General features: G+C 63.8%; 14 protein-coding genes. 3 read left to right on the top strand and 11 right to left on the bottom strand.

Going from position 1 to position 17,092, the window contains the following annotated elements:
• Window positions 1–47: 47 nt before the first annotated feature.
• The 4 genes from B0T39_RS14520 to B0T39_RS14505 all read right to left on the bottom strand — a co-directional run bounded on the left by B0T39_RS14520 (window position 48) and on the right by B0T39_RS14505 (window position 9,556).
• A complete protein-coding gene (locus B0T39_RS14520; RefSeq protein ID WP_176219558.1) occupies window positions 48–5,000 on the bottom strand; it encodes a hemagglutinin repeat-containing protein in 4,953 nt (1,650 codons plus the stop codon).
• 245 nt (window positions 5,001–5,245) lie between these two features.
• Entirely contained in the window at window positions 5,246–6,952 is a 1,707-nt protein-coding gene (locus B0T39_RS14515) for a ShlB/FhaC/HecB family hemolysin secretion/activation protein (protein WP_176219557.1), read from the bottom strand.
• A gap of 226 nt (window positions 6,953–7,178) precedes the next feature.
• Complete coding sequence (gene alr, locus B0T39_RS14510; RefSeq protein ID WP_081547803.1) at window positions 7,179–8,246, bottom strand: alanine racemase; 1,068 nt, start codon at window positions 8,244–8,246, stop codon at window positions 7,179–7,181.
• A 2-nt stretch (window positions 8,247–8,248) separates the two neighbouring features.
• Window positions 8,249–9,556 carry a D-amino acid dehydrogenase gene (locus tag B0T39_RS14505; RefSeq protein ID WP_081547801.1) on the bottom strand — a complete coding sequence of 436 codons (1,308 nt, stop codon included), beginning with the start codon at window positions 9,554–9,556 and terminating at the stop codon, window positions 8,249–8,251.
• 137 nt (window positions 9,557–9,693) lie between these two features.
• Between B0T39_RS14505 and B0T39_RS14500 the strand changes: the two genes are divergently transcribed.
• The 3 genes from B0T39_RS14500 (at window position 9,694) to B0T39_RS14490 (ending at window position 11,975) form a co-directional block, all read left to right on the top strand.
• Window positions 9,694–10,182, top strand: coding sequence for a winged helix-turn-helix transcriptional regulator (locus B0T39_RS14500; RefSeq protein ID WP_081547799.1), 489 nt, complete (start codon window positions 9,694–9,696; stop codon window positions 10,180–10,182).
• A 126-nt stretch (window positions 10,183–10,308) separates the two neighbouring features.
• Entirely contained in the window at window positions 10,309–11,436 is a 1,128-nt protein-coding gene (locus tag B0T39_RS14495; RefSeq protein ID WP_081547797.1) for a methyl-accepting chemotaxis protein, read from the top strand.
• A gap of 71 nt (window positions 11,437–11,507) precedes the next feature.
• The gene (locus tag B0T39_RS14490) at window positions 11,508–11,975 is read left to right on the top strand and encodes a YbaK/EbsC family protein (RefSeq protein ID WP_043641076.1); all 468 of its coding nucleotides are present in this window, start codon (window positions 11,508–11,510) and stop codon (window positions 11,973–11,975) included.
• A gap of 651 nt (window positions 11,976–12,626) precedes the next feature.
• On the opposite strand, the gene B0T39_RS14485 is transcribed toward B0T39_RS14490, so the two are convergent.
• The 7 genes from B0T39_RS14485 to B0T39_RS14455 form a co-directional block, all read right to left on the bottom strand.
• Window positions 12,627–13,823 (bottom strand): tryptophan--tRNA ligase, encoded by a 1,197-nt coding sequence (locus B0T39_RS14485; RefSeq protein ID WP_081547795.1) that lies wholly within the window; start codon window positions 13,821–13,823, stop codon window positions 12,627–12,629.
• Between the two features lie 82 nt (window positions 13,824–13,905).
• Entirely contained in the window at window positions 13,906–14,544 is a 639-nt protein-coding gene (locus B0T39_RS14480) for a site-2 protease family protein (RefSeq protein ID WP_081547793.1), read from the bottom strand.
• A gap of 47 nt (window positions 14,545–14,591) precedes the next feature.
• A complete protein-coding gene (locus B0T39_RS14475) occupies window positions 14,592–15,212 on the bottom strand; it encodes an L-threonylcarbamoyladenylate synthase (protein WP_048410477.1) in 621 nt (206 codons plus the stop codon).
• Window positions 15,213–15,224: 12 nt separating this feature from the next.
• The gene (locus tag B0T39_RS14470; protein WP_081547791.1) at window positions 15,225–15,791 is read right to left on the bottom strand and encodes a dihydrofolate reductase family protein; all 567 of its coding nucleotides are present in this window, start codon (window positions 15,789–15,791) and stop codon (window positions 15,225–15,227) included.
• Window positions 15,788–16,651 carry a 3',5'-nucleoside bisphosphate phosphatase gene (locus B0T39_RS14465; protein WP_081547789.1) on the bottom strand — a complete coding sequence of 288 codons (864 nt, stop codon included), beginning with the start codon at window positions 16,649–16,651 and terminating at the stop codon, window positions 15,788–15,790. The genes B0T39_RS14470 and B0T39_RS14465 overlap by 4 nt, the downstream gene beginning before the upstream one ends.
• Window positions 16,652–16,653: 2 nt before the next feature.
• A complete protein-coding gene (locus B0T39_RS14460; protein ID WP_081547787.1) occupies window positions 16,654–16,842 on the bottom strand; it encodes an oxidoreductase-like domain-containing protein in 189 nt (62 codons plus the stop codon).
• The gene (locus tag B0T39_RS14455) at window positions 16,839–17,054 is read right to left on the bottom strand and encodes an RNA-binding S4 domain-containing protein (protein ID WP_081547785.1); all 216 of its coding nucleotides are present in this window, start codon (window positions 17,052–17,054) and stop codon (window positions 16,839–16,841) included. The genes B0T39_RS14460 and B0T39_RS14455 overlap by 4 nt, the downstream gene beginning before the upstream one ends.
• Window positions 17,055–17,092: the final 38 nt, after the last annotated feature.

The following is a 17,092-nucleotide window of genomic DNA, read 5'->3' as shown; positions in this document are numbered from 1 at the left end:
AACCCCCGCCAGTTGCCTGGCGGGGGTTTTCGCTTGGATCCAGCGTCTTACTTGCTCTGGATGCCGCCTTTCACCACAGTCGGCGTACTCTCATGCTCGGCGCGGATCAGCGGCGCCTTGCCGGAAGTCACGTCGCTGACCGCCTGCTTCAGGATGCCGGACGGGGTGCTGTTCAGCTTGACCCCGCCGCCGCCCTTGTAGCGCTCGGTGGCAATGTCGGCGGTTTCCACCTTGGAATCGCCCAGGTTCACCTTGCCGTTGGCGGACGACACGGTCGCGCCGGTCAGCTGGGTCTTACCGCCCACTTGCAACGTCACGCCGTCGGCGCCGGCGATGCCGGTGACGGCGCCCACCGAGTTGTCACGTTTAACGCTGACATCCACGTCGGCCTTCAGCTCGGTGCCCTTGTCCTGAGCGTTCAGCAGCTTGTCCTTCAGCGTGTTGCCGCCTTTCCGCGCCAGGGTGTCCAGCGTGCCGGACTTGGCCGGTCCGGAGGTTGGCTTCTCGGGCAGGGTGACGGTTTCGCTGTTGACGTTGAAGCTCACCGCATTGGTGGTGTCTTCCTTCAGGCCCTTGTTGAAGGCAAAGCTGTCATACTTCTCCTTCACCTTGTCGGACGCGGCGTTGACCAGCTCGGTGCCCTTCTCTTTCACCTTGTCCTTCAGCGGACCGGCCTTGTCGGCGGCCTGATCGACCAAGCTGGCCTCCTTGCCGTTGGAGCTGTTGACGCCCAGCGACACATCCACCTTCACGCTGTTGTCGCGATCCTGACGGCTCTCCAGCGCCAGCTTGCCGCCCACCTGGCCGCCGACGGTCTTGCCGCTGACATTGGCGCCGGCCAGGGTGGCGTTGCCCTCGGCGTTCAGTTCCACTTGCTGCTTGGCGGTCACGCTGGCGTTGGCGTTGCTCAGCTTGTCCTGCTGATCCACCTTCACCTCCAAGCCAGCCTTGACGTCATGCACGTTCTTGGTGCTGTCCGGCTTGATCTGACCGTTTTCCTTGTCGCTATTGGCCTTGTTGCCGCCGCCGATATTGCCGGCCACGCTCCAGTTGTTGCGCTGGCTGCTGGACTGCGCCGACTCCAGGCGGCTATCGCCCTGACTATTCAGCTTGGCGCTGTCGCCCTGCACCTGGGTGCCGCTCAGGCGGATGCCGCCGTTGCCGGCTTCTATGCTGGCTTGGCCGCCGCTGATCACGCTGCCGCCGGTCTGGCTGCGGCTGGACTCGTCGGTGCTGGCGTAATTGCCGCCGGCGCCCACGTTGAAACCCTTGCTTGCCTTCTCCTGACCATTACTCTGGCTGCCGCCGGCTTTGACATCGAAGCCCCACTGGTTGCCGGACTTCTCGGCGCTGGATTCGGCGGCCTTGAACTCCACCTTGTCGCCCTTCAGCGCCACGTCGCCGCGGCTGGCGATCTTGTCGCCCTGCAGGGCCAGCTTGCCGCCGGCCGTCAATGCCACGCCAGCATCGGCGTCCACGCCGCCGGTCACCGCGGTGCTGGGCTTGGCTTGCTGCTTGTCCACGTTCACCGCCACCCCGCCGCTGCCGCCGACATTCTTGCCGCCGCCTTCGATCGGGCTAGTGGTGATGGCCAGGTTGGCCTTGCCGCCCACGGTGCGCTGCTCGCTGCTGCTGCTGTTGTTCGCCTGGGTGAAGCTCAGGTCGCCGCCGGCGCTGACGCTGGCCGCGCCCTTGCCGCCGGCGATGGTCACGCCTTGGTAGGCGGCGTTGTTGTCCACCTCCACCTTGACGCCGTTGCCGGCGCGGATGCCGCCGGTCACCGCGGTGGAGCTGGACGAAGCGCTGGTCACCGTGCTGCCGCTGCCGGCCGCCTTGACGTTCACGTCTTCGCCGGTGGTGGTGTAGACGCGCACGCCGACATCGGCCTCGGTCTTGCTGCCGCTCTGGCTCTGGGTATTGGCCGCGGCGCTGAACTGATGGCTATCCGCCTTGATCTCCACCGTGTTGCCGGCCTGGTACTGGGTGCCTTGATCGTTCAGCCCGGCCTTGGCGTCCACCTTGATATTGCCGCCGTTCAGGCTGCTGGCCTGCGCGGTGCTGGACTGGCGGGTTTCCGAGCCGACGCCGGCCTTGACGCCTACATCCACTCCCAGATTGGCCGCGCCCAGATCGCCGGCCGCGCCGGCCGCGCCGATCACATCGCCCTTGACCACTTTTTCGCCAGCCGCCACCAGCGGACGGGTCACGCCGCTGTAATCGGCGTTGACGCCCACTTCCACGCCCCAATGACTGTTGTCGGTAGTGGTTTTCTGGGTGCTGTTGGCCGCCTGGTTGTCGATGCGGCCGCCAGCCAGCTTGATGTCGCCCTCAGCCTTGACCTGGGTGCCCTGATTGCGGATGTCGCCGTCGCCGTTTCCGGCGATGATGCTGACGCCGCCCTTGGAGTTGATGGCGCTGACCTGGGCGGTGCTGCTGTCGGATTGGCTGCGGCTGTTCTTCTGGTCCACGCCCAGCGCCACGCCGGTCTTGTCCAGGCCGGCGTCGATATAGATGCCGCCACCGGTGACGCTGCTGCTCTTGCTTTCCTTCACCGTGTCCTGCGCCGCGTTCAGGCTGACGTTCTGGCCGCTGAGGCCCGCGCCGCCGGCGCCGGCGTTCAGTTTGGAGCCGGTCACGGTCAGATCGCCCTGAGCATTGAGCGCCACCTTGTCGCCGGAGAGCGTCGCCGCCTGGTTCTGGGTCGCGTCGCGGTCCACGCTGCTGCTGCTGTGCTCGATGCGCACGCCGCCGCGGTACTGCTTGTCCCCGGTGACCTCGCCGACGCCGCGCAGCGCCAGCTCGGTGTCCTTGCTCTTCACCGTGTCGCGGGTCTGCGACGCCGCCACCTTGATGTCGCCGTTGGCGGCCACGTTCAACTCGCCGCCGGCGCGCACCTGGCTGCCGCTGATCGCCACGTCCTTGGCGGACTGGATGCTCAGATTGGTGTCAGACTTCAGCTCGGCGTTGACCGCCTGCTGCTGGCTGGCATTGCCCTTGCTGCTGCTCTTGGTGATGTTGAAAGCGGTGCCGCTGCGCTGATCGGTGCGGGTTTGCGATTGGTTGACCACGCTGTCGATGCTGATGTCGCCGTTGCGGCTGATCGCCACCGCATCCTGCTCGCCGCGGGCGCGACTGCCGGCGATGGCCACGCTGTCGCCGCGCAGCGTCAGCTTGCCGCCGGCGGTCAGATCGCTGCCGGTGTTGACTGTATCGGTCTTGCCGTTGTCGCGGTTGCCACCGCCGCCGATGCCGCCCCAGTACACCTGGTCGTTGCGCTGGCTGTTCTGGTTTGTCGTCTGCTGCACGCCCAGGCCGAGCGCGCCGCCCGCGTCCAGGGAGGCGTCGCGGCCGGCGGTCAGCTTGGCCGCCTTGGCGTCGATATCGCCGCTAGCGCGGATATCCAGATCGCGCCCGGCGCGCAGCTGGCTTTGCGCCAGCCGTTGCTCGCTGGAAGCATGGTCCCAAGAGCCGGTTTCCAGGCTGGCGCCGTCGTTCTTGCGATTGCCCCTATCGCTGCGGGTGTCGGTTTCCGTCACCCCGCTCAGCTTCACGCCGCCGTCGGCCTGCAGACGGATGTCCTGGCCGGCGCTGACGCTGCCGCCGCGGATGGCGATCTGGCCGCGCGGCTGCGCGCCGTCCACCGCCTGGTTGTCCACCGCCTGGTTGTCCGCCGCCGTCGCCGCCGCGGTCAGCGTGGCGTCCTGCTCGGCGCGGATGCGCACGCCTTCCTGACGCTGGCTGGTTTCGCTTTGGTCGCGGTTATAGGCCCAGGAGTTTTTCCAGGCGTGATTGCTGTTGCTGGACGCGCTGTCCGCCACTTGGCTGTCCAGCGTCAAATCCTTGCCGCTGAGCGCCACATTGCGGCCGCTGATGTCGGTGGCGGCCAAGGTCACCGCGTCGCCGGCGCTGAGGCTCACATCGTCGCGCGCGCTGATGACGCTGCGCTTGATGCGGGTGTCGCTGCCATTGCTGGCGGTATTGCTTTCACCAGTTTTCCAGATGAACCAGCTCTCGTCGTGGCCGCTATCTTGGGTGGTGGAGGTTTCCGCCCGACCGCGGCTGTCGATCTGGCGCGCGGACAGGGCCACCTTGCCTTCGCTGGCGCGGATCTGCGCGCCTTCCAACGCCAATTTTCCTTGGCGCGCCTCCACCGACACTTCTTGCGCGCCGTTCAGACTGCCGCCCACATTGACGCCGGCGCCGTCTGCGGTGCTGATGATATTGATGCGGCCGGCCTGCATCGCGCCCAGGAACACGCTGTCCAGCGAGCCCACGCCCTCGGGGGCCTTGTCGCTGCGCAGCACCTTGGCGTCCTTGCCTTGGTAATCCACCAGGTTGAAGCCGGCGCGGACATTAAGCTGCTCGCGCGCGGCCACATTGCCGCGCACATCAATGCGCGGCGCGATCAAATCCAACACATTGACGCCGCTCAGACTGGCGCCGTTAACGGTGAGCGCGTTGCCGTTCATCGCCGCCTGCAGGGAGGCGATGGCGCCGTTCTCGATATTGGCGTTGCCCACCAGCAGCGATGCGCGCGGGGTGTTGATAAAGCCGCAGCCGCTGCACGTGATGCCGTTGGGGTTGGCCAGCACATAGTCGGCGGCCTTGCCAAACACTTCCTGCTTGCCCAACAGCAAGGACGGATTGCGGCTGATCACTTCGTTCAAGATCACGCTGGCTTCGCGCCCGCCCAGCAAGGCGTTGGCGCCCAACTGACCGGCCAGCTGCGATTGGCCGCCGGCGGCGGAGTTGTTGAACACCGCGCCCGGCTTGCCCACGTTGAAATCCTGGTATTGGTTATGCGACAGGCCCGCGGCGCTGGGCGCCACGATATTGACCACCGCCGCGCCGTTGGCGGCGTTGCTCACCTGCGGCTGCGCGCCGTTGCCGCCGGCAACGATGCCGGCCGCCATCGCGGCTTCCACCGCCCAAAACGCCAGGGTCAGCGCCGCGGCCACTTTCCCCGTCACCGATAAGCCGAAATTTATTTTTTTCTTCATGATTTGAGTCCCGTTCATTCAGAGAACAAGCAGATTCGGTCCAAAACCGTCTATCCGGACAACCCATGTTCCGCGGACTGCGCCGGCCTGCCAGCCGGATCCACCCCAATGAAACATACGTTTGATTTCGAATCTACGTCTCTTTTTAAATCCATTCAAATGAAATACTGCCAATATCGCTTAGTCGCTTTCGCGATTAATTTCTTTCAAAAAACGTCCACGTCAAAAAATAAATACCAAAAGCATTACCAGGACAATGCCAGCCTGGCGAACAGCTGATGGCCTTCCTGCTGCCAGCCGGCGGGCTTGTACAAGGGCCGGCTGTATTCCAGATCCAGACTGGCCTTGCGATAGCTGAAGGCCAGGCCCAGGCTGGCACCGGCAATGCTCTGCCATTGCTGGACTGAACCAAGCGGCAGCACCCGACCTCCGTCCAGACCAATCCGCGGCGTCACGCCGACTCCAGCCACCTCGAAACGACGCGACAAGGTGTTGCGCCAGGACCAGGCAGTTTCTCCTGCCAGAAAGTTGCGGCGGAAACCGCGCACCGCGCTGGCGTCGGACACATCCATCTGCTCAACGCCGGGCAGATAGTCGCGGCTGGTCTGACCCGTTAGCGCGCTGTTGAGCTGGTAAGGCCCGCCGGGCAGGCCCAGGCTTTGAAACCAATTCAGCGAAGCCTTCCACTTGGTGAACTGCGGATTGGGGCCGTCCGACGCGCGCGGGTCCGGCGCATTCGCGCCCAGCCAGCGCGTACCGCGCTGCACGCCGGCGTCCGCGATCAACACGCCGCCGCTGAGCAATTGCAAACGCGACAAACCCAGTTCGGCCACGCTCAGCGTGGGGCTGGACACTGCGTACTCCGCATCCTGAATGTAATTGCGCACCCGTTTATGGATTAGCTGCGCCATCAGCGAGGTGGTCTGGTTTTGGCCGCGACTCAGCACCCGATCCACGCGCAAGCCGCTCTGCGCGGTGCTGCCGGACAGTTGCACCAGATTATTAGTAAGCTGTTGCGTGTTCAGATAATCGGCGCGGCTGATGAAGGCGCTGAAAGTCCAATAGCCATAGGGCAGAGAGTAAAACAGCGATTCGCTGCGGCTGTGCCGCACTGCGTTGTCGTTGCTGGTGCGCTGCGCCGACACGCTGACGAAATCGGACAAGCCCAGCGGACTGTCCCAGGACAGGCCCACCCCGGCCTGTACCCGCCCGGTGCTGTCGCGGCCGGTGTTGTCAGCGTTGAAGCTCAAACGCCAGGGCGCATCCTTGTTGTTGCGCAAGCTGAGAATGGAACCACCGACGGTTTCGCCGGGCAGGATGTCCAGCGTCGCCTTGCTGGACGGCAGGCGATTGGCCTGGTCCAGCCCCTGGTCGGCGTCGTGGATGTTCAGCGGCCGGCCGACCACGCCGGGAAACAGGGTGGCCGGATTGCTGCGCCGGTCGTCGCTGACGATTTTCTCCACCCTGCCTTCATGCACGCGCAAGGTCAGCACGCCCTGCTCGTCCGGGCCTTCGGCCGCCACGCGCGCGGCGATATAGCCCTTCTTCAGATAGAGCTGGGTCAAGGCGCGGCTATAGCGGTTCAGCTCCTCGTTGTTCAGGCAGTCGCTGGCCAATTCACCCAGCGAAGCCACTTCCTTTCGGCTCAACAGCTTGATGCCGGCCAGACGCACGCCCTTGACGCGCAGGCAGTCCAGCTCGCTCATGTCCGCGGCTTGCGGCCGCCGCATCATATTGCTGTCCGGCTGCATTTGCCGCAGCCGATGTTGCTGAATGATGGCGTCGAAGCGGCGGCTGTTGTCCTGCAACAGGCGCCGCGAATCGTTTTCCATTTGCTGATGCATGCTGCCAGACATGCCGGGCACTTCCGTGGCCTGCGCCGCCGCGCCCCAACAAACGATCCCCGCCATCCGCCAGAACTGGGCTGGAGATGGTTTTTTGTATTTAATCATCATCGGATTCGTAACTATTTTTAAATAAAGGAAAACAGAAATTCCATGTCGCGTCCAGACTAATGAGAATAATTATCAAATAATGACACTATTACCCAGCCTTGATGCCAGCCTTGCGGCATCAGTGCAACACAAAATGCAATATAAATAAAAAAACCCGGCCAATGGCCGGGCTTTCCTTTTAGTCGTTTGATTCTGAAATATCTTTCAGAAGATCAGAAAAAACTTATTCGAACATAAAGTGGGCGCGCTTGATATTGCACAGCAATTCATAGGCAATGCTGCCGGCGGCGGCGGCCACCTCGTTGACCGACACGGTGTCGCCCCACAACTCCACCTCACTGCCGATGCCCGCGGCGGGCAAGTCGCTCAAGTCCACGGTGATCATGTCCATGGACACCCGGCCGATGATGCGCGAACGGCGGCCGTCCACCACCACCGGGCTGCCGCTGGACGCCAGCCGCGGATAACCGTCGGCGTAGCCTCCGGCGATCAGGCCCACCCGGGTCGGCCGATCGGTGACAAAGTTGTTGCCGTAGCCGATAGGCTCGCCGGCGGCCAGCTCGCGCACGCCGAAGATGCGGCTACTCAGCCGCATCACCGGTTTCAACGCATCGCCTTGCGGAAAACCCGCCGGCAAGGGGCTGGCGCCGTAGAGCAGAATGCCGGCGCGCCCCCAGTCGCGACGCGACCGCGGATGGCACAGGATGCCGGCGGAATTGGCCACGCTCTCCTCCCCCGGCAAGCCCGCGGTGGCGGCGTCGAAGCTTTCGATCTGCGCCAAGGTCATCGGCACCGTCGGCTCGTCGGCGCGGGCGAAGTGGGTCATCTTGACGATGCTCTCCGCCTTGCCGCTGGCCTGCAGCCGTTCCCAGGCCGCGCGGTAATGCCGCGGCAAGAAGCCCTCGCGGTGCATGCCGCTGTCCAGCATCAGCCAAACCCGGAACGGCGCGGCCGGCTGGGCCTCTTCCAGCATGCGCAGCTGTTCTTCGCTCTGCACCACCAGCCACAGCCGGTGGCGCTCGACTTCGGCCAGCTCGGCCGCCTCGAACACGCCTTCCAGCAGCAGGATGGGCGCGCTCACGCCGGCGGCGCGCAGGTGCAGCGCCTCCTCAAGACAGGCGACGGCGAAACCGTCGGCGACATCGGCCAGCGCCTGGGCGCAACGCGCCGCGTCGTGGCCGTAGCCGTTGGCCTTCAGCACCGCCAATACCCGCCCGCCGTGCTGGCGCTTGGCCAGCAGATAGTTGTCGCGCAGGTATTGGGTGCGGATGGTGGCGATCAGCGGCCGCATGCTCAGACGCCCGCCACGGCCGGCCGCGCGGCCGGCACCACCAGGGTCTCGCCCTGTTTGGCGTAGCGCTGCATGGACAGACCGTCCAGGCTGATCTCCGGCTTAGCGCCGGTGATGATGTCAGCCAGCACCTTGCCGGAGCCGGCGCCCATGGTCCAGCCCAGGGTGCCGTGGCCGGTGTTCAGCGACAGATTGGCGAAGCGGGTGCCGCCCACGATGGGGGTGCCGTCCGGCGTCATCGGGCGCAGGCCGGTCCAGAAGCTGGCGGCCGGGATGTCGCCGCCGTTCGGGTACAGATCGCCCACCACCATTTCCAGCGTTTCGCGGCGACGCGGATTCAGCGACAGATCGTAGCCGGACAGCTCGGCCATGCCGCCGACGCGGATACGGTCGTCGAAACGGGTGATCGCCACCTTGTAGGTTTCGTCCAGCACAGTGGACACCGGCGCGCCGGCCGGATTGGTGATCGGCACGGTCAGCGAATAGCCCTTGACCGGGTAGACCGGGATGTCGATGCCCAGCGACTTGACCATGTCGCGAGAGAAGCTGCCCATCGCCACCACGTAGTGGTCCGCGCGCAGCAGATCGTCGCCGACGCGAATGCCGGTGATGCGCTTGCCATCGCTCTCGATGCCGTCCACAGTCACGCCAAAGCGGAATTCCACGCCCTTGGCGCGCGCCATCTCGGCCAGGCGGGCGGTGAACAGATTGCAATCGCCGGTTTCGTCATTGGGCAGTTGCAGGCCGCCGCTGAGCTTGTGCTTGACGCTGGCCAGCGCCGGCTCCACCTCCGCGCAGCCGTCCCGGTCCAACACTTTGAAATCCACACCGCACTCCTTGAGCACGGCGATGTCCTTGCTGACGCCGTCCACCTGAGCCTGACTGCGGAACAGCTGCAGCGTGCCGCCCTGGCGCGCTTCGTAGCCGATGCCGGTTTCAGCGCGCAGCTCTTTCATCTTGTCGCGGCTGTACTCGGCCAGACGCATCATCCGGCTCTTGTTCACCGCGTAAGCGTCTTCATTGCAGTTGGCCAGCATTTTGGCGATCCACTGCAGCTGGTACAAGCTGCCGTCCGGCTTCACCGCCAGCGGCGCGTGACGCTGGAACAGCCATTTGGCCGCCTTCAGCGGAATGCCCGGCGCGGCCCAGGGCGTGGAGTATCCGGGGGAAATCTGGCCAGCGTTGCCGAAACTGGTTTCCAGCGCCACGCCCTCCTGACGCTCCAGCACTGTCACCTCGCAACCCGCCTTGGCCAGATACCAAGCCGTGGACACGCCCAGAACACCGCCGCCCAGCACGATCACCTTCATTTTTGCATCTCCGTTTGCAGCACTACATGGCTATAGTGATTTTGCGTAGTATATTAATGAAACACTGGGTTTTTTCACCAAAGTAGCGTCAGACTACAGATTTTTAAACTGCAAAATTTCATAGCCATAGTGAAAACATGAAGAAAAGTTCAAGCAGCGACAAAGCGCTGGATAAAACCGACCTGAAAATCCTGCGGCTGCTGCAGAAGAATGGCCGCATCTCGATGACGGAACTCTCTGAAAAGGTGGGACTTTCCACCACGCCGTGCACCGAACGAGTGCGCCGGATGGAGCGCGACGGCATCATCGAAGGCTATTACGCCCGCCTCAATCCGCATGCGATGGGCGCGGCGCTGCTGGTGTTCGTGGAGATCAAACTGGAGGCCAAATCCGGCAATATTTTCGACGCCTTCCGCCGAGAAATCATGCGCATCCCGGAAATTCTGGAATGCCACCTGGTGTCCGGCGAATTCGACTACCTGATCAAGGCGCGCATCCCGGACATGTCGATGTACCGCAAGTTGCTGGGCGACATCCTGCTGCAGCTGCCGTCGGCCAAGGAGTCCAAAAGCTATGTGGTGATGGAAGAGGTCAAGGAGACCCTGCTGCTGCCGCTAGGAGAATAAATAAGCCGTTTAAAAGCGCCGTCTTGCATTTGATTTAAATCAAGAAAATGCTTGCATTCCCCTTCCGTCTAAGCCAAACCACAAGCAGCTGTTGCTAGCGTAAAACTACCTAGGCGGGAGACGAAGATGTTCGGTTTCATGAAGGCGGTGGACAAGACCGCGGACACGGCGCGGCAGGTGCGCCAGTTGGAAAGCGTGCTGGACCACGCCGATAATCTGATCATGCTGTGCGACACCAGCCGCGACAACGTGATCTTCTACATGAACAAGACCGCGCACGACATCCTGGGCCGACACCGGGAAATGATGAACCAGAAATTCCGCGCCGGCGTCGACGTCAATCACGCCCATGGCCACAGCATTCATCAGTTCCACCAAAATCCGGAGCACAACCGCCGCATCCTGGCCGACCTGGCCAGCCGCAAGATAGACCAGCACATCGCGATGATTCCGGTGGGCGAGGTCATGTTCAAGACCAAGGTATTCCCGATCTGGGACTCCGCCCATCCCGACCAACTGCTGTGCTTCATGGCCAGTTTTCAGGACGTGTCCGCCGAAATCCGCGCCCAGCAATTACAGGATCAGGGCAATCAGCGCCGCGAATTTCTGGAGGCCCGCGTCAACGAACTCTCCGACAATATGCAAGCGATGAGCGCCACGATAGAAAACGTCGCGGTGCAGACTTCATCGGCTTCCGAATCCGCGGACCTCATGCTGGGCGAGGCCAAAAAAAGCGTGGCCATCGTCAACGACACCAGCCAGAGCATGCAGCAAGTGGGCAATATGGTGCGCCAGACCGCCGACAGCCTGATGTCGCTGGGCAAGCGCTCGGAAACCATCGGCCAGATCGTCAACGTGATCAAGGACATTGCGGATCAGACCAATCTCTTGGCCTTGAACGCGGCGATCGAGGCGGCGCGCGCCGGCGAGATGGGGCGCGGCTTCGCCGTGGTGGCGGACGAAGTGCGCAAGCTGGCCGAGCGCACCACCAAGGCCACCCAGGAAATCGGCGATATGATCCGCGCGATCCAGGGAGAAGTGCAGCAAAACGTGCGCGCCATCGAACTGGGGCGCGACCAGGTGCAAACGACCGAAAGCGACTTCCAACGGGCTGAAGCGGCGCTACACACCATTGTTGGCGAGATCAACACCATGCGCAATTTCGTGGTGGAAATCGCCAACGCCTCGGAAGAACAGGCCGCCACCTCGCAGGATATCGCCGATAAGCTCAGCGACATCACCCGGCAGGACTGAAGTAAAAATGCTTCACAAGCGAAGGATGGGGCGGAATAATGAAACGCTCCACCCTTCGCTTTGAGGCCACCATGAGCTTAGCGTCCGTTCAGGCGTTTTTCGCCGCCCGTCAGCTGGACATCCCCATCATAGAGCTGGAAGTCAGCACCGCCACCGTGGCGGAAGCCGCCGCCGCCCACGACGTGGAGCCCGGCCGCATCGCCAAGACCCTGGCCTTCCGCCTGAACGACGGCCGCGACGTCATCCTGGTGGCGCGCGGCGACGCCCGTATCGACAACCGCAAGTTCAAGGACGCCTTCGGCAAGGGCAAGATGCTGCCTCCGGACGAGGTGGAAGCCATCACCGGCCACCCGGTGGGCGGCGTCTGCCCCTTCGGCCTCGCCACCGAGCTGCCCATCTATCTGGACGTATCGCTGCAGGCCTACGACGAAGTGCTGCCGGCCGCCGGCGCCGTCCACAGTGCGGTGCGCTTGTCGCCGCAGCAGCTGCACCACATCACCCAGGCCGACTGGGTGGATGTGTGTCAGGCTTTCGCCTAGGAAACGGTTTACGCTCCGCTGTCGAACCGATGCAAAAAGCCGCCGTTTGTCGCCAAACGACGGCTCAAGCTTTCCCGCGGCGGAATCCCCGCCGCCTGCCACGCCAGGCCGGCGCGCTATTGAGACGCCCGCGCCCCCGGCCAAGGCGCCGCCACCGTCTTGCCATGCGACGCAGCGACATACAGGCCGGGCAGGCGCAGCCAGGAGTCAGCGCTTAGGCGCGGCGGTAGCCGGCTTTCAGCCTGTCAGGGTCAAGGGAAAACAAGGTTCGCGGAACGCGATTCGAATCAATCATGACTTACACCTCCGAGATGGGTTAAGCCTGCTTCCCGCTGCTAAACGGGAGCGGCAGGCACCTGACAGGGTTAGCAGACCGGCATCTTGGAACCGGCAGCCCACGAGGGGCTCCCCACCAGCGCCTGCCATCTATGCGTGCGCCGACACAAACCAAGCCACGACGAAGTCGCTTGGTCTGCCAAGATGCAAGAAGGGCTGCTAAACCCCTTGTGCCGAGATTGCGACGGCACGCGGGGATTGTTGGCGAGTCGGATGGATAAGTCAAGACGGCGCGGTCCGCGCCGCCGGCCTCCGCCATGCCAAGAAAAACGCCCGGCAAAGCCGGGCGTTTCGTATCCATCCAGACAAAGGCGCTTAGTAGCCCAGCCCCATCGCTTCCTTGACGTCCTGCATGGTGGCGCGCGCCACTTGCTCGGCCTTGGCGTTGCCCGCGGCCACCACTTCCTTGACCAGATTGGGATTGCTCAGATACTGCTCGGCGCGTTCAAACATCGGCTGCTGTTCGCGGAGTACGCCGTCTATCACCGGTTGCTTGCAGTCCAGGCAACCGATGCCGGCGCTGGTACAGCCCTGCTTTACCCATTCGCGGGTGTCTGCGTCGCTGTACACCTGATGCAGCTGCCATACCGGGCATTTGTCCGGGCTGCCTGGATCGGTGCGGCGCACGCGCGCCGGGTCGGTCGGCATCCCCCGCACTTTTTTGGTGACGGTGGCCGGGTCTTCGCGCATGGTGATGGTGTTGCCGTAGGACTTGGACATCTTCTGGCCGTCCAGGCCCGGCATCTTGGACGCCTCGGTCAGCATCGCCTCACATTCGGCCAGAATGCTCTTGCCCTTGTTCTCCAGCCAGCCGAACAGGCGCTCGCGGTCCGCCGCGCCCAGGTTCTGGCTGGCGGCCAGGATCTCGCGCGCGCCGGCCAGCGCTTCGGCGTTGCCGTCTTGCAGATAGGCGGTGCGCAGGCGGTCGAACTCCTTGCCGGCCTTGCCTATCTTCTTCACCGCGGCGCGGGCCAGTTCTTCGAAGTTGGGTTCGCGGCCAAACAGATTGTTGAAGCGGCGCGCCACTTCACGGGTCAGTTCGATGTGCGGCACCTGATCTTCGCCCACCGGCACCAGGCCGGCCTTGTAGATCAGGATGTCGGCGGCTTGCAGCAGCGGGTAGCCGAGGAAGCCGTAGGTGCCCAAGTCCTTGGTGGACAGTTTTTCGATCTGGTCCTTGTAGGTGGGCACCCGCTCCAGCCAGGACAGCGGGGTCACCATGGACAGCGCCAGATGCAGTTCCGCGTGCTGCGGCACTTTGGACTGGATGAAAACGGTGGCCTGCTCCGGGTCCACTCCCGCGGCCAACCAATCTATCACCATGTCCCACACGCTCTTGCCGATGATGGAGACGTCATCGTAATTGGTCGTCAGCGCGTGCCAGTCCGCCACCATAAAGTAGCAGTCGTGAGTGCTTTGCAGCTGCACCCAGTTCTTGATCACGCCGTGGTAATGACCAAGGTGCAGGTTGCCGGTGGGGCGCATGCCGGAAAGAATGCGGTTGGCGAACATATGTGAATTCCGTTTCAGGTAATAAGCGCGACAGCGCCGGAAACGAATTCCGGCGCGTCAGGATTGGGGTGAGCCGGGCGTTTTAAATCAAGGCGCGCACCAGCCCGTACATCAGACCGTAGAACGGCCGCAAAATGGTGGTTAGCAGGCCGGTGGCGATCAAGGCCAGCAGCACCCACATGCCGTAAGGCTCCAGCTTGGAATACTTCCAAGCCATGCCCGGCGGCAGAAAGCTTTCCACGATGCGGCCGCCGTCTAGCGGCAGGATGGGCAGCAAATTGAGCAACATCAGCGAGATATTGATGCCGATGCCGGCCTGGCTCATCAGCGCCAGCGGTTCGCTGTAGCTGGTGTCCATGCCTATGGCCAGCTTGAGCAGCAGCACCCACAGCAAGGTCATCAGCAGATTGGAGGCCGGCCCGGCGGCGGCCACCAGCCGGCCGTGCTCGCGCGGCTTGCGCAAGGCGCCGAAATTGACCGGCACCGGTTTGGCCCAACCGAAGATGAAGCCGCCCAGCGTCACCGACAGCAAGGGCAGCAGCACGGTGCCGATCGGGTCGATATGCTTGAGCGGGTTCAGCGTCATCCGTCCCATCATATAGGCGGTGCTGTCGCCGAAACGGCGCGCGGCGTAGGCGTGGGCGGCCTCGTGCAGGGTGATGGCGAACAACACCGGCAGTGCGTAAATAGTGATTTTCTGGATCAGGTTAATATCGCCCATGATGTCTCTTGTGGGTTGAAAACAATGTCGTGAGGCAAAGATGGTGCTTATAGACCAAAAGGCGCCGGATCGCCCTTGCCGCGGCGCAACAACTCCACGCCCTCGGTCATGTCGATCACGGTGGTGGGGTCGGTGCCGCACCAGCCGCCGTCTATCACCGCGTCCACCGCGTGCTCCAGCCGCTCACGGATTTCATACGGATCGGTCAGCGGTTCCTCGTCGCCGGGCAGCATCAGGGTACAGGACAAAATCGGCTCGCCCAGTTCTTCCAGCAAGGCCAGCGCCACTTTGTGGTCCGGCACCCGCAGCCCGATGGTGGAGCGCTTAGGGTGCAGGGTCCGGCGCGGCACTTCGCGGGTGGCTTGCAGAATGAAGGTATAGCTGCCGGGAGTGGCGGCTTTCAGCATGCGGAACTGGCTGTTGTCCACCTTGGCGTAGTTGGCCAGTTCGGACAGATTGTGGCAGACCAGGGTCAGATGATGGCGCAGGTCCAGCTGGCGAATGTCCAGGATGCGTTCCATCGCCGGCTTGTCGCCCAGCATGCAGCCCAGCGCGTAACAGGAGTCGGTGGGATAGACCACCACCCCGCCCTCGCGCAGGATCTTCACCGCTTCGCGCACCAGCCGCGCTTGCGGGTTGTCCGGGTGAATCATGAAAAACTGTGCCATGGCGCGTTTGCCTCAGGGCTGCTCGGCGGCGTCCGCCGCGCGATTGATCGAATAGCTGCTTTGCAGCAGGCCGCTGGCGTAAGCCCGCGTGCTCTGGTGTTGCAGCCGGATGTCGTCGTCCAGCCCGCTGAACAGCGGAATGCCGGCGCCGAGCAGCACCGGCACCCGGTTGAGAATCAGCTGGTCCAGCAGGCCGGCGCGCAGGAAGGCCGACACCAGCCGGCCGCCGTCCACATAGACGTGGCGCGCACCGGAAGCCCGCAGTTCCGTCAGCAGGCGTGGAAGTTCGGCTGCGCTTAATTCCACTTGTGAACGCAGCGCGGCCGGCACATCGGGTGGCCGCAGGCTGCGGCTGGCCACGACAACGCGCAGCCCGGCATAGGGCCACTCGGGAAACGACAGCACTTTGCGGAAGGTGGCGCTGCCCATCAGCAGCACGTCCACCGTCGCCATGAAGTCGGCGTAGCCATAGTCCTCGCCGTCACAGGCTACTTGCTCCAACCAGTCCAACGCGCCGTCGGCGCGCGCGATGAAGCCGTCCAGGCTGGTGGCGAGATAAGCGCTGGCACTCAGGCTCATGCGGCGGTCTCCGGGTGGATGATGCGTGCGGCCAGCGCGTTCCAGATGGGCTTGCAGATCGGCGGCAGGTCGTCGGTGCGGCCGACGTCGCGGCCGCCCTCGCCAGGCGCGTGGAAATCGCTGCCGGCGCTGGAGTACAGCTCATGGCGGTCCGCCAGCAAGGCGAACTTGTGCATATCGTCCAGGCTATGGCTGCCGCTGGCCACTTCGATGCCGCGGCCGCCGGCCAGTTTGAAGTCGTTGATCAGCCGCTCTATCAAGGTGCGGCCCATATCGTAGCGGCCGGGATGGGCGATCACCGCCTCGCCGCCGCCGGCGCGGATCCAGCCCACCGCGTCCTCCAGGCTGGCCCATTCGTGCGCCACGTAGCCGGGCTTGCCCGGGGTCAGGAATTTGCGGAACACGGTACGCACGTCCTTGACCTGCCCGCTATTGACTAGGAAGCGGGCGAAGTGGGTGCGGCCTATCATTTCCGGGTTGTCGCACAGCGCCATCGCGCCGTCGAACGCGCCTTGTATGCCCACCTTGATCAGTTCGTCCGACATCTGCCGCGCGCGGTTGACGCGGCCGTCGCGGATGGATTGCAGGCCGGCGGCCAGCGTCGTCTGTTCCGGATCGATGCCCAGGCCGACGATGTGCACGGTGTGCTTGCCCCAAGTGACCGAGACCTCGACGCCGTTGAGGAAAGCCAGGCCCTGCCGCGCCGCCTCGGCCCGCGCCGCGGCCAGGCCGTGGGTGCAGTCGTGGTCGGTCAGCGCCACTAACGTGGCTTCGCGCTCGGCGGCGCGCGCAATCACCTGCTCCGGCGGCAAGGCGCCGTCGGAGGCGTGGGAATGGAAATGCAGATCGATGCTGGCCATGCTCATTGTCCGTTGGCGGCGGTCTGGCGCGCGGCTTCGCGCAGTTCCCAGGCGGCCTGTTTGGCGCGGTATTCCGTCATCAGCGCGTTATAGCTGTCCCAGATGCACGGGTCGCAGCCGCTGCCGCAGCAAGCGTCATCCGGCGGGGGCTCGGGCGCTTCCGGCGGCGGGTCGAAGTCGTCGTCGTTCATGGCGCCGCGACGCGGATGGAAAAGCCGTCGCCGCTAACCTGCTGACCCGAGCGGATCTTGCAGGTCTTGCGCAGTTCCACCTGACCGTCCACTCGCACATTGCCTTCGGCGATGAAATGTTTGGCGGCGCCGCCGGAATCGCAAACATTGCAGATTTTCAGCAAGTCGCACAAGGCGATGTATTCGCCGCTCAATTCAAAGGTTTCATTCATTTTTGCACACTCGATTGGGACAGGGCTGTGAGCGAGCT

The organism is Chromobacterium haemolyticum, assembly GCF_002081825.1.
In the GTDB taxonomy this organism is placed as follows: Bacteria; Pseudomonadota; Gammaproteobacteria; order Burkholderiales; family Chromobacteriaceae; genus Chromobacterium; species Chromobacterium fluminis.
This window is presented reverse-complemented; position numbering and strand designations above follow the sequence as displayed.

What these genes read in the sequence shown, in the direction of transcription:
- B0T39_RS14520 (WP_176219558.1), bottom strand. Translation starts at nt 5,000, where the DNA reads ATGAAGAAAAAAATAAATTTCGGCTTATCGGTGACGGGGAAAGTGGCC.
- B0T39_RS14515 (WP_176219557.1), bottom strand. Translation starts at nt 6,952, where the DNA reads ATGATTAAATACAAAAAACCATCTCCAGCCCAGTTCTGGCGGATGGCG.
- alr (WP_081547803.1), bottom strand. Translation starts at nt 8,246, where the DNA reads ATGCGGCCGCTGATCGCCACCATCCGCACCCAATACCTGCGCGACAAC.
- B0T39_RS14505 (WP_081547801.1), bottom strand. Translation starts at nt 9,556, where the DNA reads ATGAAGGTGATCGTGCTGGGCGGCGGTGTTCTGGGCGTGTCCACGGCT.
- B0T39_RS14500 (WP_081547799.1), top strand. Translation starts at nt 9,694, where the DNA reads ATGAAGAAAAGTTCAAGCAGCGACAAAGCGCTGGATAAAACCGACCTG.
- B0T39_RS14495 (WP_081547797.1), top strand. Translation starts at nt 10,309, where the DNA reads ATGTTCGGTTTCATGAAGGCGGTGGACAAGACCGCGGACACGGCGCGG.
- B0T39_RS14490 (WP_043641076.1), top strand. Translation starts at nt 11,508, where the DNA reads ATGAGCTTAGCGTCCGTTCAGGCGTTTTTCGCCGCCCGTCAGCTGGAC.
- B0T39_RS14485 (WP_081547795.1), bottom strand. Translation starts at nt 13,823, where the DNA reads ATGTTCGCCAACCGCATTCTTTCCGGCATGCGCCCCACCGGCAACCTG.
- B0T39_RS14480 (WP_081547793.1), bottom strand. Translation starts at nt 14,544, where the DNA reads ATGGGCGATATTAACCTGATCCAGAAAATCACTATTTACGCACTGCCG.
- B0T39_RS14475 (WP_048410477.1), bottom strand. Translation starts at nt 15,212, where the DNA reads ATGGCACAGTTTTTCATGATTCACCCGGACAACCCGCAAGCGCGGCTG.
- B0T39_RS14470 (WP_081547791.1), bottom strand. Translation starts at nt 15,791, where the DNA reads ATGAGCCTGAGTGCCAGCGCTTATCTCGCCACCAGCCTGGACGGCTTC.
- B0T39_RS14465 (WP_081547789.1), bottom strand. Translation starts at nt 16,651, where the DNA reads ATGGCCAGCATCGATCTGCATTTCCATTCCCACGCCTCCGACGGCGCC.
- B0T39_RS14460 (WP_081547787.1), bottom strand. Translation starts at nt 16,842, where the DNA reads ATGAACGACGACGACTTCGACCCGCCGCCGGAAGCGCCCGAGCCCCCG.
- B0T39_RS14455 (WP_081547785.1), bottom strand. Translation starts at nt 17,054, where the DNA reads ATGAATGAAACCTTTGAATTGAGCGGCGAATACATCGCCTTGTGCGAC.